Origin of the sequence: Bacillus sp. MUM 13 (genome assembly GCF_001866725.1) — a bacterium.
In the GTDB taxonomy this organism is placed as follows: domain Bacteria; phylum Bacillota; class Bacilli; order Bacillales; family DSM-1321; genus Peribacillus.
Genome location: NZ_MLYQ01000047.1, coordinates 34,609 through 51,696 on the forward strand (window position 1 = coordinate 34,609; position 17,088 = coordinate 51,696).

The 17,088-nt window shown below is 41.8% G+C and carries 13 protein-coding genes and 2 riboswitches; of the genes, 3 read left to right on the top strand and 10 right to left on the bottom strand.

From position 1 onward, the window contains the following. Positions 1-35: 35 nt before the first annotated feature. Genes BIV59_RS13590 through BIV59_RS13605 form a run of 4 tightly spaced genes read right to left on the bottom strand, consistent with a single transcriptional unit; the run spans position 36 to position 3,803 of the window. A complete protein-coding gene (locus BIV59_RS13590; RefSeq protein WP_071352028.1) occupies positions 36-1,226 on the bottom strand; it encodes a M20 family metallopeptidase in 1,191 nt (396 codons plus the stop codon). A 57-nt stretch (positions 1,227-1,283) separates the two neighbouring features. Then, positions 1,284-2,132 (bottom strand): MetQ/NlpA family ABC transporter substrate-binding protein, encoded by an 849-nt coding sequence (locus tag BIV59_RS13595; RefSeq protein WP_071352029.1) that lies wholly within the window; start codon positions 2,130-2,132, stop codon positions 1,284-1,286. Next, on the bottom strand, positions 2,129-2,797 hold the full coding sequence (locus BIV59_RS13600) for a methionine ABC transporter permease (protein ID WP_071352030.1): 669 nt from the start codon (positions 2,795-2,797) through the stop codon (positions 2,129-2,131). Before BIV59_RS13600 ends, BIV59_RS13595 begins: the two co-directional genes overlap by 4 nt. Continuing rightward, the gene (locus tag BIV59_RS13605; RefSeq protein ID WP_071352031.1) at positions 2,787-3,803 is read right to left on the bottom strand and encodes a methionine ABC transporter ATP-binding protein; all 1,017 of its coding nucleotides are present in this window, start codon (positions 3,801-3,803) and stop codon (positions 2,787-2,789) included. Before BIV59_RS13605 ends, BIV59_RS13600 begins: the two co-directional genes overlap by 11 nt. 160 nt (positions 3,804-3,963) lie before the next feature. Beyond that, positions 3,964-4,081: riboswitch (SAM riboswitch) on the bottom strand. Positions 4,082-4,325: 244 nt separating this feature from the next. Then, a riboswitch (SAM riboswitch) is annotated at positions 4,326-4,426 on the top strand. A gap of 66 nt (positions 4,427-4,492) precedes the next feature. Between BIV59_RS13605 and BIV59_RS13610 the strand changes: the two genes are divergently transcribed. After that, positions 4,493-5,248, top strand: coding sequence for an alpha/beta hydrolase (locus tag BIV59_RS13610; protein WP_083392173.1), 756 nt, complete (start codon positions 4,493-4,495; stop codon positions 5,246-5,248). A 63-nt stretch (positions 5,249-5,311) separates the two neighbouring features. Continuing rightward, complete coding sequence (locus tag BIV59_RS13615) at positions 5,312-5,476, top strand: CsbD family protein (RefSeq protein WP_071352032.1); 165 nt, start codon at positions 5,312-5,314, stop codon at positions 5,474-5,476. Between the two features lie 111 nt (positions 5,477-5,587). Here the strand turns inward: BIV59_RS13615 and BIV59_RS13620 are convergent, their stop codons facing one another. Both BIV59_RS13620 and BIV59_RS13625 read right to left on the bottom strand, forming a co-directional pair. Next, a complete protein-coding gene (locus tag BIV59_RS13620; protein ID WP_083392176.1) occupies positions 5,588-6,385 on the bottom strand; it encodes a cytochrome c oxidase assembly protein in 798 nt (265 codons plus the stop codon). Positions 6,386-6,393: 8 nt separating this feature from the next. Further along, positions 6,394-6,861 (bottom strand): DUF2243 domain-containing protein, encoded by a 468-nt coding sequence (locus tag BIV59_RS13625; RefSeq protein ID WP_071352033.1) that lies wholly within the window; start codon positions 6,859-6,861, stop codon positions 6,394-6,396. Between the two features lie 450 nt (positions 6,862-7,311). Here BIV59_RS13625 and BIV59_RS13630 point away from each other — a divergent pair, with 450 nt between their 5' ends. After that, positions 7,312-8,454, top strand: a complete 1,143-nt coding sequence (locus tag BIV59_RS13630) for a PP2C family protein-serine/threonine phosphatase (protein ID WP_071352034.1) — start codon at positions 7,312-7,314, stop codon at positions 8,452-8,454. Positions 8,455-8,503: 49 nt separating this feature from the next. On the opposite strand, the gene BIV59_RS13635 is transcribed toward BIV59_RS13630, so the two are convergent. The 4 genes from BIV59_RS13635 to BIV59_RS13650 all read right to left on the bottom strand — a co-directional run bounded on the left by BIV59_RS13635 (position 8,504) and on the right by BIV59_RS13650 (position 16,511). Then, positions 8,504-9,337 carry a CheR family methyltransferase gene (locus BIV59_RS13635; protein ID WP_071352035.1) on the bottom strand — a complete coding sequence of 278 codons (834 nt, stop codon included), beginning with the start codon at positions 9,335-9,337 and terminating at the stop codon, positions 8,504-8,506. 28 nt (positions 9,338-9,365) lie between these two features. Beyond that, positions 9,366-12,170 (bottom strand): ATP-binding protein, encoded by a 2,805-nt coding sequence (locus tag BIV59_RS13640; protein WP_071352036.1) that lies wholly within the window; start codon positions 12,168-12,170, stop codon positions 9,366-9,368. A 197-nt stretch (positions 12,171-12,367) separates the two neighbouring features. After that, positions 12,368-14,896, bottom strand: a complete 2,529-nt coding sequence (mprF, locus tag BIV59_RS13645) for a bifunctional lysylphosphatidylglycerol flippase/synthetase MprF (RefSeq protein ID WP_071352037.1) — start codon at positions 14,894-14,896, stop codon at positions 12,368-12,370. 319 nt (positions 14,897-15,215) lie between these two features. Continuing rightward, positions 15,216-16,511: a hemolysin family protein gene (locus tag BIV59_RS13650; RefSeq protein WP_083392175.1), complete on the bottom strand. Its 1,296-nt coding sequence runs from the start codon at positions 16,509-16,511 to the stop codon at positions 15,216-15,218. Positions 16,512-17,088 lie beyond the last annotated feature (577 nt).

A 17,088-nucleotide genomic window follows, 5' to 3' on the forward strand; every position in this document is an offset into this window, starting at 1 on the left:
CGCTGATTCAGGGTTTTATGATTTTTTTGCATGGTTTATTTTTCCGCGCTGCGGAATTCTGTTTTGACTTTTTGAAGCAATTCTTTGTCTGTCAGGAGCCGGTAGCCTGTCAATGCAAGGGCTTTGGCTCCTGTTAATAATGCGTGTTCTCCCTGACTGGAGCCGGCAGCCTCGCGGAATTCATTTGTGTGTGCAATCAGTTCGTCAGGACCGATTTTGATATAAGGATGTGCTGTCGGCACCACATGGCTTACATTGCCGGCATCTGTGGAGCCAATTCCTCCGCTTCTCTTATCAACGGTTTCTCCTAGGTTCTCCAGTTCTTCCCGAAGAACTTCATCCAAAGATGTATTGATAACAATATCATGCACTTCATTTTGGAATCGCTCAATCTTTACGGTAGCTCCTGCAGCAAGTGCGGCACCCTGAGCAACATTCCTGACCTTAGCTGACACTTCCTCCGCACGTTTCCATGTGCTGGCACGAATAAAGAAACGGGCGGAGGCAAAGTCAGGAATAATATTAGGTGCATCTCCTCCATGGGTAATGATTCCGTGTATTCTTACATCTGAAGGCAATTGCTGCCGAAGGGCATTGATTCCATTGAATATACCAATGACTGCATCTAAGGCATTTATTCCTTCTTCCGGTGATCCCGCAGCATGTGCCGCTTTTCCGTAAAAGAAAAAATCTAAAGGATCAACTGCCAAAGACGGACTTGTCAGCCCTGTTTTACCGCTTGGGTGTATCATGAGCGCAGCGTCTATGCCTTCGAGCAATCCATGTTTAACGAAGCTCCCCTTCGCACTTCCATTAGGGCCTCCTTCTTCTGCAGGGGTACCGAAAACAACAGTTTCTCCGCCGGTTTCCTCAACCACCTTTGATAAAGCAATTCCAGCAGCAATACTCGTTGTTCCAATAATATTGTGGCCGCAGGCATGCCCAAGTCCCGGCAAAGCATCATATTCTGCTAAAAACGCAATCGAGGGGCCCGGTTTTCCTGAGGATTTTCTTGCTATAAAGCCCGTTTCATGGCCGGCGACATTTCTTGTCACTTCAAAGCCAGCTTCCTCCAGGATATTAGTTAATGTATCGGATGCAAGATATTCCTGGTTCCCTATTTCAGGATTTTCGTGGATGTAATGGCTCGCTTCTATATATCTGCCACTGCCATCCTCAATGCTTCTCACAATCAAATCTCTTTGTGTTTCAACTTCTACTGTCATATAAACCTCTCCTCTCTCTTAGCTATATTTTGGGCTGGCCAGCTAAAAGCTTTCAGCCTATAAGTTTTTAATTTTATCTATCGAGGTCACTACTGGCACTGTAGCACCTTTATCACGTTTAATGATGTAATCGTGAACGGCTTTCGACTGATATGCTTTTACGATTTTAAGGAAATCTTTATCCTTTTTATTTTTTGTGGCAGCAGCAATTACGTTGATATAAGGCTGGGCCGATTTATCATTCGGATTTTCCTTATAAAGCGGATCTTTGGAAGGCTGCAGGCCGGCTTGCACGGCAAACCCATTATTAATGACAGCTGCTCCCACATCTTCAAGCGATCTGGCTGTTTGTCCTGCTGCAATCGGTTTGATATTCAAATGCTTTGGATTGTCTTTGATTTGGTCCACACTGCCTCTCGGATCGAAATTATCCACTAGAGTAATTAGCTTTGCCGATGCCAAAAGCTTAAGGGCCCGGCCAGCATTTGTTACATCATCAGGTATTGTAATGGTAGCCCCGTCCGGTATGTCGTCTATCTTTTTATATTTTTTTGAATAAACCCCCATTGGCGCTATAACTGTTGAGCCGATTGCTGAGATATCCAGGTTGTGATCATGTTTGAATTGATTCATATAGGTGATGGTCTGGAAAGAATTTAAATCAATGCTGCCATCATTTAAGGCTGTATTGGGCTGGACATAATCTGAAAAAGATACAATTTTCAGGTTGATTCCATCGTTTTTTACCTGTTTTTGGACAAGGCTCCAAAGATCATTGTCGTCCCCATTTATCCCTATTTTTATTGTGCGCGTGCCTCCATCCTTGGAAGCTGTATTTGATGAGCATGCTCCTAACACCAATATCAAACTTGCAACTGCCGCTAAAACAATACTTAATCTTTTCATCCTCTTTTCCTCCTCACATATCTTGACCATGTATTTCCAAAGCTTTGAATAAGCTGAACGCTAACGATAAGCAATACGACTGTAATGACAATAACGATAGTGATAAAACGCTGATAGCCATAAGTAATTGCAAGGTTTCCAAGACCCCCTGCACCTACAGCGCCCGCCGCTGCTGTCGAACCGATCAGCCCGATTGTCGCTGTAGTAAACGAAAGTATTAATGATGGCACCGCTTCCGGGATAATGAATTTAGTGATAATCTGCATTTTTGTGGCTCCCATTGCGTGAGCTGTTTCCAGGACGCCTTTATCCACCTCGAGCATGGAATTTTCAATCAGCCTTGCAAGATACGGGCCTACAAAAATGGACAAAGGCACAATTGCTGCCGCTACACCTATTGATGTCCCCGTCACAAGCCTTGTAAATGGAATAATAGCAACCAGAAGAATAATAAAGGGTACAGAACGGACAATATTCACAATGGTATTCAGGGCAAGAAAGACCGCTTTATTTTCCATGATATGTCCGGGTCTCGTGATTACAAGAATGATGCCTAAAGGCAGTCCTATGATTGTTCCAAAAATAAATGATCCAAACACAGTGAGAAACGTCTCTTCACAGGCCTGGAAAAACTGCGGCCAGAAAAATTCCCAATTAAGCTCCATGCGCTTCAGCCTCCTTTATGTCGATTCCGCTATTCAAGATAAATTGGATGGCTTTATTTCTTTCCTCAATTTCTCCGTCAATCGCAATAAAAAGATTTCCGTATGGTTTTTCCTGCAGCTCTGTAATAGATCCATACAGGATGTTCAGATGAATATCAAACCGCTTGGAAACTTCCGATAGTAAAGGGCGTGCCGCTTTTTCCCCCAGAAAAACAAGACGGTAATAGGTCCCGCTTCTTATTTTCTTCGATAAATGAGGCGGTATTTCATTTTGCAAAACGGTATTAACGAAATTACGGGTAATTCTTTCCTGAGGATTAGTAAACACATCATAAACTGTCCCTTCTTCAACGATTTCCCCGTCGTCAATCACCGCGACCCTATCGCATAAATCACGAATTACACTCATTTCATGTGTAATCAGGACAATGGTAATGCTGTAAGCTTTATTTACCTTTCTTAACAGCTCAAGAACATTTTTTGTTGTTTCTGGATCCAATGCGGATGTTGCCTCATCGCAAAGCAGGATTTGGGGATCTGTCACAAGGGCCCTCGCGATTCCGACACGCTGTTTTTGTCCGCCAGACAGGTGGCCCGGATAAACATTTTCCTTTCCGCTTAGTCCAACAAATTCAATGAGATCCAGCACCTTTTTTTGAACATCCCGCTTCTTTTTTCCCTGCAGATATAGCGGCATTGCAATATTGTCAAAAACGGTTTTAGCAGAAAGCAGATTAAAATGCTGAAAAATCATCCCAATTTCCCTGCGTGTTTTCCTAAGTTCACTTTCATTCAATGACATCAAGTCCAATCCATCAATGCTGATTGTTCCTTCTGTCGGTTCCTCTAACCGATTAAGACATCTTATTAACGTGCTTTTTCCTGCTCCTGAAAATCCTATGATTCCAAAAATATTTCCCTTATCTATTGTCAAAGAAATATTATTTAGTGCATGAATAGGGGTTTTTCCCTGATAAACCTTTGAAACATTTCTGATTTCAATCAATTCTAATTCCTCCTACGGCGCTATTAACCAATTATCCTTATAAGTTTAATCAGAAATATACATATAAGCCGCCCCTTTCTCCAATCTTCCGGAAACGAAAAAACCCTTCTTTTATCCATGACAGATAAGAAGAAGGGTTTATATGTATAAGCCGATCTACTTCTTATCTTTCAAACCGATTGTATCGATTTGCAGGAATTAGCACGGTATTTGCAATAAGAAGCAAACCCGTTGCCGAGGTTTCGCAGGGCCAGTCCCTCCACCTCTCTGGATAAGTAATAGCATTTATTCAATTGTTTTTTAATTTGTAACTACAATATTAGGCGGGCTTAAGGGATAAGTCAATATTTTTTTAAAATTCCCAATAAAAATTTCCGGCTGGTCCTTCTATTTTATGTCTACAAAAAGAATTCAGAACAAGATTTTACAGATAAAAGAGGGAACGGTTGACGAAAAAAATCATATCGTGTTATTATAAAACCAAGTAAATTAATAAGAATAGTTAATTATAAACTTCATATACCATTATCACGAGTGAACGAGAGATCTGGCTCAATGACTTCACAGCAGCCTCATGAAAGGTGCTCCTACCAGCAAAGCATATTTGCTTTGGCTGATAAGATTTGTCTAAAAAACTTTCTTTGCAGCCGGGCAAGGAAAGTTTTTTATATTAGAAAGGAGTTTTTCTCATGTCATTATCCCCTGTTATTCCTGGTGCTGAATCCTTTTTCTATCCCGGCAATTCTACAGGAATTTTAATTTGCCACGGCTTTAACGGGACTCCTCAGAGTGTTGAATATTTAGGGAGCCAGTTTGCCGAGAAGGGATATACGGTTTATGCACCCCGTTTAAAAGGGCACGGATCAGCTGCGAGCGACCTGAAAGTCTGTTCTTATCAAGATTGGATTCAAAACCTGGAAGACGCCTACTGCGTTCTTCAGCAAACCTGCAGCAGGGTTTATATCCTGGGGCAGTCTATGGGCGGGGCTTTGGCCATTGATTTGGCTTCGAAGACAAACTGTGATGGCGTCATTACAGTTAATGCAGCTTTAAAGGTGCCGCAATATGAGCAATACCGAAAAGTCCAATCCCCCCTTTTCATCCCGGATGGCTCACCAGATATCAAGGATCCATCGGCAAAAGAAATCACCTATCCAGAAGTGCCGCTGCACTCAATTAAGCAGCTGCTGTCACTTATGGATAAGACTAGTGAAAATGTTAAAAAAACAACCTGTCCCCTGCTTCTGTTTTATTCGGTTGAAGACCATGTGGTTCCGGCAGAATGTTCATTTTATCTTTATGATCAGGCCGCTTCGCCTGAAAAAGAACTCATCGCCCTTAAACAGTCATACCATGTGGCCTCCCTTGATTATGATAAGGAACACATTATCAAAAATACGCTTCGCTTTATTGAAGAACATTCCAAGAAAGAAATGGCATCATAATATTGTTTAACAGACTCCTCTGCGGGTAAATAACAAGTAAACCAATGAAGGAGGAAGATAAAGATGAGCGGTTTATCTGATAAAGTCAAAGGTGCTGTAAATAAAGTCAAAGGTGAAGCCAAGGACCAAATGGGCAATGCCAGCGATGATAAAAGAATGCAGGGCGAAGGCAAGAAAGATAAGTTAAAAGGCGAAATTCAAGAAGGAATTGGCAAACTAAAAGATTAATACTAAACCATACACTAGGAAGCTGCAGAAAACCTGCAGCTTCCTTATTACGATAAAGCAGAAAACTACTAAAAAGCAGCCCTCCATTTTTTTGGACGGCTGCTTTTTACCTTATAAAGAAGTCTCCCTTCTTACCGATGCAAACGCTTTAGGTCGCGTGGCTCTAAACCATTGGAGGCAAAAAATAAAAATCATGATGAGTTCAATTGCATCCCCGCCATAGTACATGAGCATCCCCCCTGTTTTTGCCTGGGCTGCCACTACACCAGCGGGCGGATTTGCATAGATGTACTTTGATAAAATCCCGTGTCCAGCGGAAGCCAGCACTAATACTATCGCACGATAAGCAAATGGGTATCTGCAGCTGACCGGATCCATATAAATCATGGAAACTGTGAAAAGATACCCAGCGATGAAGATGTGCATATGTATGACAACATACCATACCATATTCGTGTGCATTACAGAGTATAAATTTGTCGTGTAAAGCAGCCAGAGGCCGCCAATATTCAGGATAGCAGCCACAACGGGATGAAAGAATAGGTGTACGATTTTAATTTTCATAACCTGTGTAAGCCTTCGCGCAAAAGAAATCTTGACTGTGCGCAGCAAAAGAGTCATAGGAACTGAAAGAGCAATAAGCAGTGGCGCAAGCATCCCAAGAAGGAGATGGGCAGTCATATGGCAGTTAAAATCAGTATGTGCCTGTTCTGCCAGAGGTCCATCGACAGCAAAAATGGCACAAGAAACACCAAGAATCCAAAAGATACAGCGGTGCAGCGGCCATTGGCGCAACTGCTTGCGGCGTTTCAGGACATAGGCCGCACCCATATACAAAAACGAGAAGAGAACGATGATGAAAAACATCGGAAAGATAATTTCAGGTGAACTGCCGCTAGCGTGTTCCATATGATGATTCACGAGATATTCTCCTCTTGGCTTGTGGCTTTTCCCTTTCTGCCGGTAATCACTGCTCCAATCACTATCATAGCGACCGCGAAGATATTCCAGACCACGTCATAAATGAACAAGTTTGACACATAACGAATCTGGTGCAATCCCATGAGTTTATGCTGGACAGTACCATCATAAAATTGAAACAAGCCTGCTCCGAGCAGCACACCTCCCCACCACCTTGTCCGCCGCCAAGCCTCTCGCCTGCGAAGGTCAGCCACCATGAACAAAGAAGCAATTGTGGCAAACCAGCTTAACGCGTGAAACAGGCCATCAGAAACCAGTCCAACAGCAAGTGTGGATTTGTCGTAAAAGTGATGCCAGTGCAGAAGCTGATGAAAAACCGCCTCATCAATAAAAGCGATCAAGCCAATACCAAACAGGATCCCCGACCAAAGGTTTCGGCTCAGATAATTAGTTGCAGAAGACATAAGTTCCTCCCCTGTGCTTTTGTAGGAACGTTCACGATCACTCGAACTTATTACACTTCTTTCCCATTAACCCCGCCAACAAAACACAGAACCGCAGAAAAGCCATAAAACAAGGGTGGGTGATCATGCTCGCTTTCCGCGGGCGGGCGGTGAGCTGGTAATCCATAAGATACAAATTTTATAAAGGTACGCGAACCATGGACTCAAGCTTGTTTAGCTCGATTTTAAAAAGAAGACTAAAAAAAATATACAGCTTTTTAATTTTCTATGAAATAAGATGTTTAAGGTCAAAAAAATCGGGGTATTATCTATTAGGGGTTTTTTGTGTTTTGCAGATTCCTTCCAATATGAAATAGCAAAATTAAGCTTGAAAAAAATCCAGCAAAACAATCATCTGATTATATACAAATAGATACAGAATATATAGGTAACCTAAAGGAGATATTGAGAATGTCGATCTTAATCGTAGATGATAACAAGGTTAACCTTTTCGTTATTGAAAAAATATTAAAACGGGCTGGATATAATGACTTTGTTTCTCTGACTTCAGCAAGGGAAATGTTTAATTACTTGGATGCTGATACCCCTTCCCCTAAGGAAACATCCGTTGATATCATTCTGCTGGATATTATGATGCCTGAAATAGACGGGATTGAAGCATGCCGGCGTCTTCAGGAAATCCCTCATTTAAGGGATATTCCCGTCATATTCGTGACTGCGCTTGAAGACTCGAATAAAGTGGCGGAAGCGCTTGATGTCGGGGGAATTGATTATATAATGAAGCCGATTAATAAGGTAGATCTCTTAGCAAGGATACGGGTGGGACTCCGGCTTAAATATGAAAAAGACTGGCACCGGAAGCAGGATGAAAAGATCCGGAACGAGCTGGACCTTTCCATGCAGGTGCAAAGCAGCTTGCTGAGCGAGCCGGTAGAAACGGAAAAACTGCTGATCAAAGCCTCCTATTTGCCCGCAAATAAATTAGCAGGAGATATGTATTATTGGCATCGCATTGATGAACACCGCTCTGCCATTATCATGCTTGATATGATGGGACATGGAATTTCAGCTTCGCTTGTCTGTATGTACATCTCTTCTGTTCTAAGGGATGCACTGAGGACCTATACAGATCCCGTGCGCGTCATTACCGAACTGAACCGCTGGATGAATCTTTTAAATAAACCGGAAAATCCTGTTCATTATTATTTCACCGCCATCTCCATGATCATTGATACAGAAAACAAAACGGTGGAATATGTGAATGCCGGACATCCCCCGGGATACGCCCTTCTGGATGGAGAAGAAGTATTTGCTCTTTCCACAGGATGCTGTCCGGTTGGTTTTTTCCCGGAAATGGATGTTAAAAAAAACACCATCTCTTTTCAGGACCGCATTCAAATCCTTTTATTCACCGATGGTGTGATGGAGGCATTAGAGAAAGATGGTGTAGACGGATTGGAGAAAATTCAAAATGCCGTCTCAAAAGGCTGGCTGGATTGCAGGACCTCATCTCCCATTGATTTTCTTTTGCCAAGTGAACTCCAGCGCGATCAGCCCGATGACATGTGCGTTGTATTCATACAGGCTCAATAAAGCATTCCATACATAAGAAAAGCAGGAAAGCCATGGGCTTTCCTGCTTTTTACTTTTTCCGGTAAATCTTCTCGTTCAGATCCACATCTTCAAATTCCTCAGAGAAACTCAATGTGCGTATCGTTTCCTTATTACCCATCGCCATGAACCCTTCCCGGCAAAGGCTATGGTAAAACAAATCACTAACCTTGCCTTGAAGATCGCCGTTAAAGTAAATCATGACATTCCTGCACATAATCACATGGAACTCATTAAAGGATCCATCCGTTACTAAATTGTGCTGAAAGAATACAATGTTCCGAAGCAGGTAAGGATCTAAATAGGCATATTGATAGTCAGCCGAGTAATATTCAGAAAATGCCTTTTCGCCGCCCGCCTGAAGATAATTCTTCGTATATGACTGCATGCGGTTAAGGGGGAGAATTCCCTTTCGAGCCTGTTCCAAAACATTTTCATTCATATCAGTCGCATATATCTTTGCCTTTTCATATAGTCCTTCTTCTTTTAGCAATATCGCCATGGAGAATGCTTCTTCACCGGTAGAACATCCAGCATGCCAGATCCGGATTTCCGGAAGTTCTCTAAGAAGCGGAACCACCTTCGTCCTGAAAGCCAGAAAAAATCCTGGGTCCCTGAACATCTCGGTCACATTGATAGAGAAATCGTTCAAAAGATTTTCAACGAACCCTTTTTCATATAGCACCTTTTCAATCATATTACTGATTGTCCGGATGCGATCCAGGCTCATTCTGTTTTCAATTCTTCTTTTTATCGATGAGCGCATATACTGGCTGAAATCAAAACCAGTCACGCGGTAAATGGCCTGGAGCAGCAACTCAACTTCAAAATCTTCCCGTTCTTCGGCAGTTAACGTATCTTTCATGGTATTCCCTTCCTAGCTTTCCTGGCAATTAATTAGTCAGCCATACTCTCATCACTGATAGCAGCTGATCCAATTTAAGCGGCTTGCTGATATAGTCTGATGCACCGGCCTGAAGACATTTTTCTTTGTCTCCCTTCATTGCTTTCGCTGTTAATGCAATGATTGGCAGATTATCATACATGCTGTTCATGCGGATTCTGCGCATGGTTTCATATCCGTCCATTTCAGGCATCATAATATCCATTAATATGGCATCAATACTATTTCCGTTTTGCAGCACTTCCAAACATTCTAGTCCATTTTCTGCGGCTATGACCTGCATTCCTTCCTGTTTCAAAGCATTTGAAAGGGCAAAGATATTGCGATTGTCATCATCGACAATTAAAACGGTTTTATTTTTGAATAGCTGATCACCTTCAGGTTCATCTATAATATCTCCAGATGAAAGCTCGACCATTTCCTCTTTTTCAATAGGAGGGGCTATTTCCTGGGCTTCTGCAGCAGCAACCTGGCTTGAGGCTATGGAGACATCCCCTGCTCCCTTCATGCCTTCAGGAAGGCTTGGGATGAACAGAGTGAATTTGCTTCCTTTACCCTCTTCACTGTCAACGATAATCCAGCCGCCAAGCAGCTTGGCAAACTCTCGGCAAATCGAAAGTCCGAGGCCCGTGCCGCCGTATTTCCGCATTGTTGCTCCATCACCCTGCTGGAAGGCTTCAAATATTATCTTTTGCTTTTCAGGAGAGATACCGATTCCTGTGTCAGTCACATTAATTTCAAGCCATGAGCTGGCGCCTTTTGTATTGACCCACTGTGCAACAAGCTCTTCTTCAGCACGCTTGATTGTGACTTGCACTGTCCCTTTTTCAGTAAATTTAAAGGCATTAGACAGCAAGTTTTTAAGTATCTGCTGAAATCTCTGCTGGTCAGTAAAGAAGATGTCAGGAACATTTTTGTCTTTTGTAACTTTAAAGGAAATTCCCTTTTTATGTGCTACATGATCGAAGTTCCTTTTAAGCAATTCCGGAAGTTCACTTACATTCATTTCATCAAAGACAACATCCAATTTGCCGACTTCCACTTTGGATAAATCCAGGATGTCGTTAATTAAGGAAAGAAGGTCTTGTCCAGAGGAATGAATGACCCGCGCGAATTCCTGCTGCTCGCTCGTCAGGCTGCTGTCACCCTGATCCGAAAGCATTTCCGACAGGATCAATATGCTGTTCAGCGGTGTCCGCAATTCATGTGACATATTCGCCAGGAATTCAGATTTATATTTCGAGCTTTGTTTTAATTCTTCTGCCTGGGCTTCCAGATTGATCTTAGCCCGCTGAAGCTCTTTGGATTTCAGCTCTGTATCCCTGTTTCTTTCTTCAAGCTGTTCATTAATCATTCTTAACTCTTCCGACTGTGTTTGCAGTTCTTCTGACTGTGCCTGCATTTCTTCAGATTGAGACTGCAATTCCTCTGATTGCACCTGCAGCTCTTCAGTCTGAGCCTGTGATTCCTTGAGGAGACGTTCAATTTCCATTCTTCCTCTTACACTATTAATGGTAATTCCCAGTGTCTCAAGCACTTTCCCAAGGAAGGTTTCCTGAAATTCTGTAAAAGGAGTAAGGCTGGCAAGTTCGACCATCGCCACAACTTCATCCTCAAAAATAACCGGTGCGATAAAAATGCTTTTGGGAAGTGTTTCACCCAGGCCTGTCTTAATCAGACTATAATCATCTGGAACGTTATTGATAATCTGTGAACGCTTCTCAAGAGCACATTGGCCAACAAGGCCTTCACCAGGCATAAAGTTTGTGCGGCCGGCCTCTTTTCCCTCTTCTGCAAAAGAGGCTAGTTTAACAAATTTGATGTTTTCTCCTTCTCCTCTTTTCAGATATATCACGCCAAGGGATGCATCCACCATAGGCGCCAGCCTGGAGATGAAACGCTGGCCCAGCACTTCAAGATCTACAATGCGCTGATACATTGTCGCAATGTCAGCAAGCCGCGTCTGAATCCAGTTTTGCTCGCTGATTTTGGCGGTAAATTCTTTTTCTTTTTGATTGTACGCTTCAAGCGAACCTGCCATTTCATTAAAGGAATACGCAATGTCGCCGATCTCGTCATTGGACCGAAATTGTATCCTTGGTATCTCGCTTAGGTCATTGTAGTCAATATTTTTGATTACCTTTGTAATGGACTGCAGATTTTTCGAAGTGCTTCTGATCATCCAAATCACTGTCATGGCGATTACAACAATGCTGATTAAAACAGCAAGAATGATAAATCGGATGATTTGATCATACGTTTGTTTGGAGCTTTTTAGCGCATCATTCATTAATGTTTCCTGGTATTTTTTAAAGGAGTCCATCGTAGCTATGACTTTGGTCCTTTTATCCCTTTGGTCACTCATCAGAGACTGGAGATTAGCCTGTCCTTTACCGGATTCGATTTTCTGGATGATATCGGCTTCTGTCACTGAATAGGAACCGTAGTTAGTTTCAAGCTCTTTCAGCAGCTTTTTCCCGTTTACAGTATTGGCTACGCTTGATAGAGTGGCAATTTCATTATCTAACTTGGAATGATTACCGTTGATAATATCAAGGCTGCCGGCCCTTTCGCTTTTGTTCGCTTCATTTGCAGCAAATAGGATTTCCCTGTCCGAATTAGAGAATAATTGGCGTATCTCTGCCACCTTTGAAACTTTGTAATATCTGTCCTCGACGATTTCCGTTAAATTGCTTTTTATGTTATTCAGCATCATGACGATACCGGTCAGCAAAACGACCAAAAAAAGCAAGATTAAACCGAAACCCAACAGCTGTTTCTTTTTGTATCCCATTCCCTCTCCTGCCTTCTGCTTAATATAATGGATATAAAAACGTAAAATACGCCTGCTATAACGTTAGCCTTGCGCCTATCATTATACCATTTTTGTTATAAAAACAGGGGATTTCAAGCCTGTTATTTTTTCATAATTCCTCCAGTAAAAAAAGCCCCGCACAGCAAAAATCTGCTGTGCGGAGCCTTTTTGAATCCTTAGATTTTTTTAGTCCCCTGCCCTTTGGATATTAAAAAAGTAACCTCGAGCATTGTCACTGTTATGGACGTTTTTTTTCTGTACGCAAGATACTTTGGATTCCAAACATCCACGAATTTATCCTTAATTGTATTCAGGTCTTTATATTGATAAAAGCGATGTCCGTAGCTGAAGATCTGAGAAGCAATTTTCTCCCGAAGCAAAGAGAAACGCGAACTTCCTGTACTAGGCAGCGGCGCAAGCCCAAGGGAGAAATATTTATAATGATTCTTCCTGGACCAGTCAATCATGTTAAGGAACATATAATCGAGAAGCCCTTTTGGCTGATTGCTGCGCCAGCGGACTAAGTCTGCCGAAATACTCTCATTATCGAATGCAGGAACAAGGGTGGAAAAGCCCGCAATATCTCCATTACTGTCTTTTACGATAGCAACTGGCGAATTCCTCAGGTACTCTTCATCCACATAAAAAGGCGCAATATCCTTGTCGTCTCTTTCGGACAGCCACTCATCGCAAATGGCCTTTAACTCTTTAACCGTTCTTTCCCCGATAGGCTGATTAAGGATGCCAAAATCAAAGTTCTGTTCACCCAATGACCCCCAGGCCGTTTGTATCGGCGCAGGAGCAGTATTTGAATCAAAGTTCTTCAAATTCACAAGGCCTTCTTCACCAAGCTTAAAAAAGTCATATCCTTCATCATGCAAAAATGCCAGGAGGCTGTTTTTCACTTGATAGAAGACAGGAGTATATCCAAAGCGGTCCGCTTCTGCCAGGAATTCGGCCACTGCCTTAAACACACTGCTATCTTTCCCGATTGGATCGCCTATGACAATGAGCTTATCACTGTAGTTTTTATAGTAAAACAATACTTTATGATGATTATCCCAATATGTATGCCGGTCATTCAGCAAGCTCCAGTGCAAAAGCTCGCCGCCTTCATACTGAGTTAAAAATTGTTTGATTTCAGCTTGTGAACTTTCAGAAATCGCAAACGGGAATTTATGGCGCCTGTACAGAAAGAACGTTATATAAATAAATATTACTGCGATTGAAAAGCCCAGAAATGCACTCATTAACAGATCATCCGAGGTTCCAATTACGTATTTTTGGTAAGCCAGAGGAATCTTTATTTTGGTATCAGGAAGATTCAGGTAACCTACAAACAAATAGCCTCCAAAGAAGACAAGAAGAATCAGGCCATCCATCACCGTTCTTCCCCACGTCATAACAAAGTTCTCTTTATAAAACTGTTTTTTAGCAGCAAAAAGCAAAACGGCTACAAAGAGGAAAAAGATGGCGTCTTCATAATCAAGAGCTTTCGAAAATGCAGCAATTGACCCAAGAATAAGCATAAAAAGGGTAATGTACCAGGCGCGGGTTACCTTGTATCCTATGGCACGCGTCATTCCCAGCAGCGCAAAACCGATGCTTACAGAAATGATATGCGATAAATTGATTACCCAATCAGGCAAAATTCCGCTGATGAATTTAATTCTTTCAATCAGCCCTGGTACTGCGCCAGATAAAAGAAGCAGGGTACCGGATATGAAAATCAGGATATTCAGCCCTTTATGGCTTATATAGCTCAAAATTTGTCCGGGAAGGTGATTGAATTCCAGATTGAGTTTTGCCCAAAGCACTCTTGTATAAAGCAGAAAACCGAATATTACCGGTACGACGTAATAACTCAAACGATATATGATCAATATCAGCAGGGCATGCTCTTCATGCAGCCCCAAAGAAGAAAATCCAAGAATGAAAACAAAGTCAAAGGACCCCAAACCTCCAGGAATCAGACTGATGATCCCGGCAATCGATGCCCCGACAAAAATTGAAAACAGAGTAAAAAAAGGCACATGGGTTCCAAGCAGCCGTGTAATGTAGTAGACAAGCAAGAAAGCCGAAAACCATTCTAACGAAGAAATGCCTGTTAAGATAACGGCTGATTTAGGCGTGAAGTGTTTCCCGAAAAGGTTTTTCTTCCGCAGTGAAATCCCCAGCATGACAGGGAAAAACAGCGACATGCCCAAGATGCCAATGTATAAAGAATGCTTTTCTTTTATAAAGGCATTATCAAATACACCAGTGATAATTAACAGACTGTAAATGGATAGACCAGAAAGAAAAAACAATCCGAAAGTGCCGACAAGCGGAACAATCTCCCTTTTCGAATATTCTTTAGAGTAAAAGATGGTCCGAAGCGTCGTCCCTGCAATCCCTCCAAACCCCACCAAGTTAGATGTGGTATTAGTTAAGTAGGAAAAGATAAACACTTCAGACCGCTTCCTTTTCACTTTAAGGGCACGCGATATGACAAAGTCATACAGCACCATTGGCGTAACCGCAATCACTCCGAGACCCAGAATAATCAAGTACTGAATGAAGCTCAAATCATTGATGTGCCTTGAGAGAAGGCCAAAGTTAATATTGGATTTAATATGCAAAGCCTCATATATCATAAAAAGCATGATCACTGTGATAAAAACAGACTTAAGGAGCAAGGGGTTTTTTGCAAATAGTTTTTTCATTGTATGTTTTATCTCCATTTATTCCCTTATGATTATCTTTATTATTACACAATTACCCTATGAAAAGACATGTTATTTTATGTCGCGCCAAGAAAAAAGGCCAAAAGGATACAAAAATGTATCCTTCTGGCCAAGTCTTTCCATGCCTGCCATTTTTTCATTTAGAGTGAGGTTATCTCTGCTGAGACAATTCTAAAATCATGCATCTCCTCCGCGACAGATACCGCCGCCATAAGCTGTTGCCGGAGGTTCACACGTCAGACATTGGGACGGCCAATATTCCTCTTTTTTTCAGCAGCTATGTCTGTCGCGGACTGGTTTACACCTTTTTCGCCTCAATGTATAAGATGTGATGTCCATCCATTTCCTTGACCGTGAACGCATAGCCTTCATATTCAATTGTGTCGCCCGTTACTATTTCGTATCTTCCGGTCAGCATCCAGCCGCCAAGCGTATCGATATCCTGCTGAGGCAATTCTACACCGAGCAAATCATTCACATCGCCAATAAGCACTTTGGCATCAAGAATATAATGTGTATCATCCAATTTTTGTACAAGCGGCCTTTCATCCTGGTCAAATTCATCTCTGATTTCTCCGACAATTTCTTCAAGTATATCCTCAACCGTTACTAGCCCGGCGGTTCCTCCGTATTCATCCGTCAAAACAGCCATATGTGTCCGCTCTTTCTGCATCTTTAAAAGCAAATCATGTATCGGTGTTGTTTCAAGCACGCGGATAACCGGACTAATGAAGGTTTCCAGGGAAAGTGATGTTCTGTTTTCCTCCGTAATGGCAGCCGTGTATAGGCTTTTGATATTGATCATTCCGATAATGTTATCTTTGTCCCCGTCAGTTACTGGATAACGTGTAAATTGTTCTTCATGTACAATTTCTACCACCTCTGAAAGGTTTGCTGTTTTTTCAATAGTCACCATTTCTGTCCGGGGCACCATAATTTCATTCGATATTCTTTCATCAAAATCAAATATATTATTTACATAACCATATTCAGATTGGTTGATTTCTCCGCTTTCATAGCTCTCGGATAAAATAATTCTCAATTCTTCTTCAGAATGGGCATGTTCCTGTCCGGAGGCAGGATTTAGCCCAAACAATCCTGCAATGCCGCGCGCCGAACTATTCAGAATCCAAATAAACGGAAAAAGAATGCGATTAAACCATATTAAGGGCTTAGCGAACATCAGGGTAATTTCTTCTGCTTTTTGAATGGCAGCTGTTTTGGGAGCCAGTTCTCCCATAACTACATGCAAAAAGGTAATAATGGCAAAGGCGGCAGCCAATGACATGATATGTTCAATAGAAGGATCGAGCTTCAACATGCCAAATAAAGGGCTAAGCAATCTTTCCATTGTACTTTCACCAAGCCACCCCAGCCCTAGTGCCGTTACTGTTATGCCAAACTGGCAGGCAGAGAGGTATTCATCGAGGTGATCCGTTACCTTTTTAGCAGCTATGGCACGTTTATTGCCTTCTTCAATTAATTGATTAATGCGCGAGCTTCTAATCTTAACAATGGCAAATTCAGATGATACAAAAAAAGCCGTCATTGCGATTAATATTGCGACCAGAAATAATTTTAGCGTTATATCCAATGTGTCAGGAAAACCAAAGCCATTCCACTATACACTTCCTATAGAGCGGCAATGATCAAATCCCAGGCACCTCCTGCCGTAATGGTCCATATTTCTTCATTATACTGTACGGAGGACAGGATACCCCACCTGATATCCTTGTCCACTCCGCGATTAAAGCTTCTTACGGAATCGTACTATTTTATCTCTCCCTATATGTACGGATGAATCAGCGCTTCGTTTCAAAATTTATTTCTATTATAAAGGGAAATCTAATCAATCACTAATTTATTGGCTTTTTAGGCTAATGCCTTCAAATCTAAATGAATGTCATACATTCATTTAGGTTGATGAACATTAAAAAAACCGATTCATCAATATGAGGATAAATCGGCTTGCAAGTTTATCTTGTCCAGTTTTTTATGGATTATTGCTTTTTTTGAACAGGATGTCCGGTTAAAATTTTATGATTGCATTGACATAGGATGGAATGCTTGAGTTTTTTAATAGGAGATCCGCAATTTTCGCATATTTTTACAGCAGCCATTCTGGTTCCTCCTCTTCTTGCTATAGTTCTTTAATATATATTATATAACAT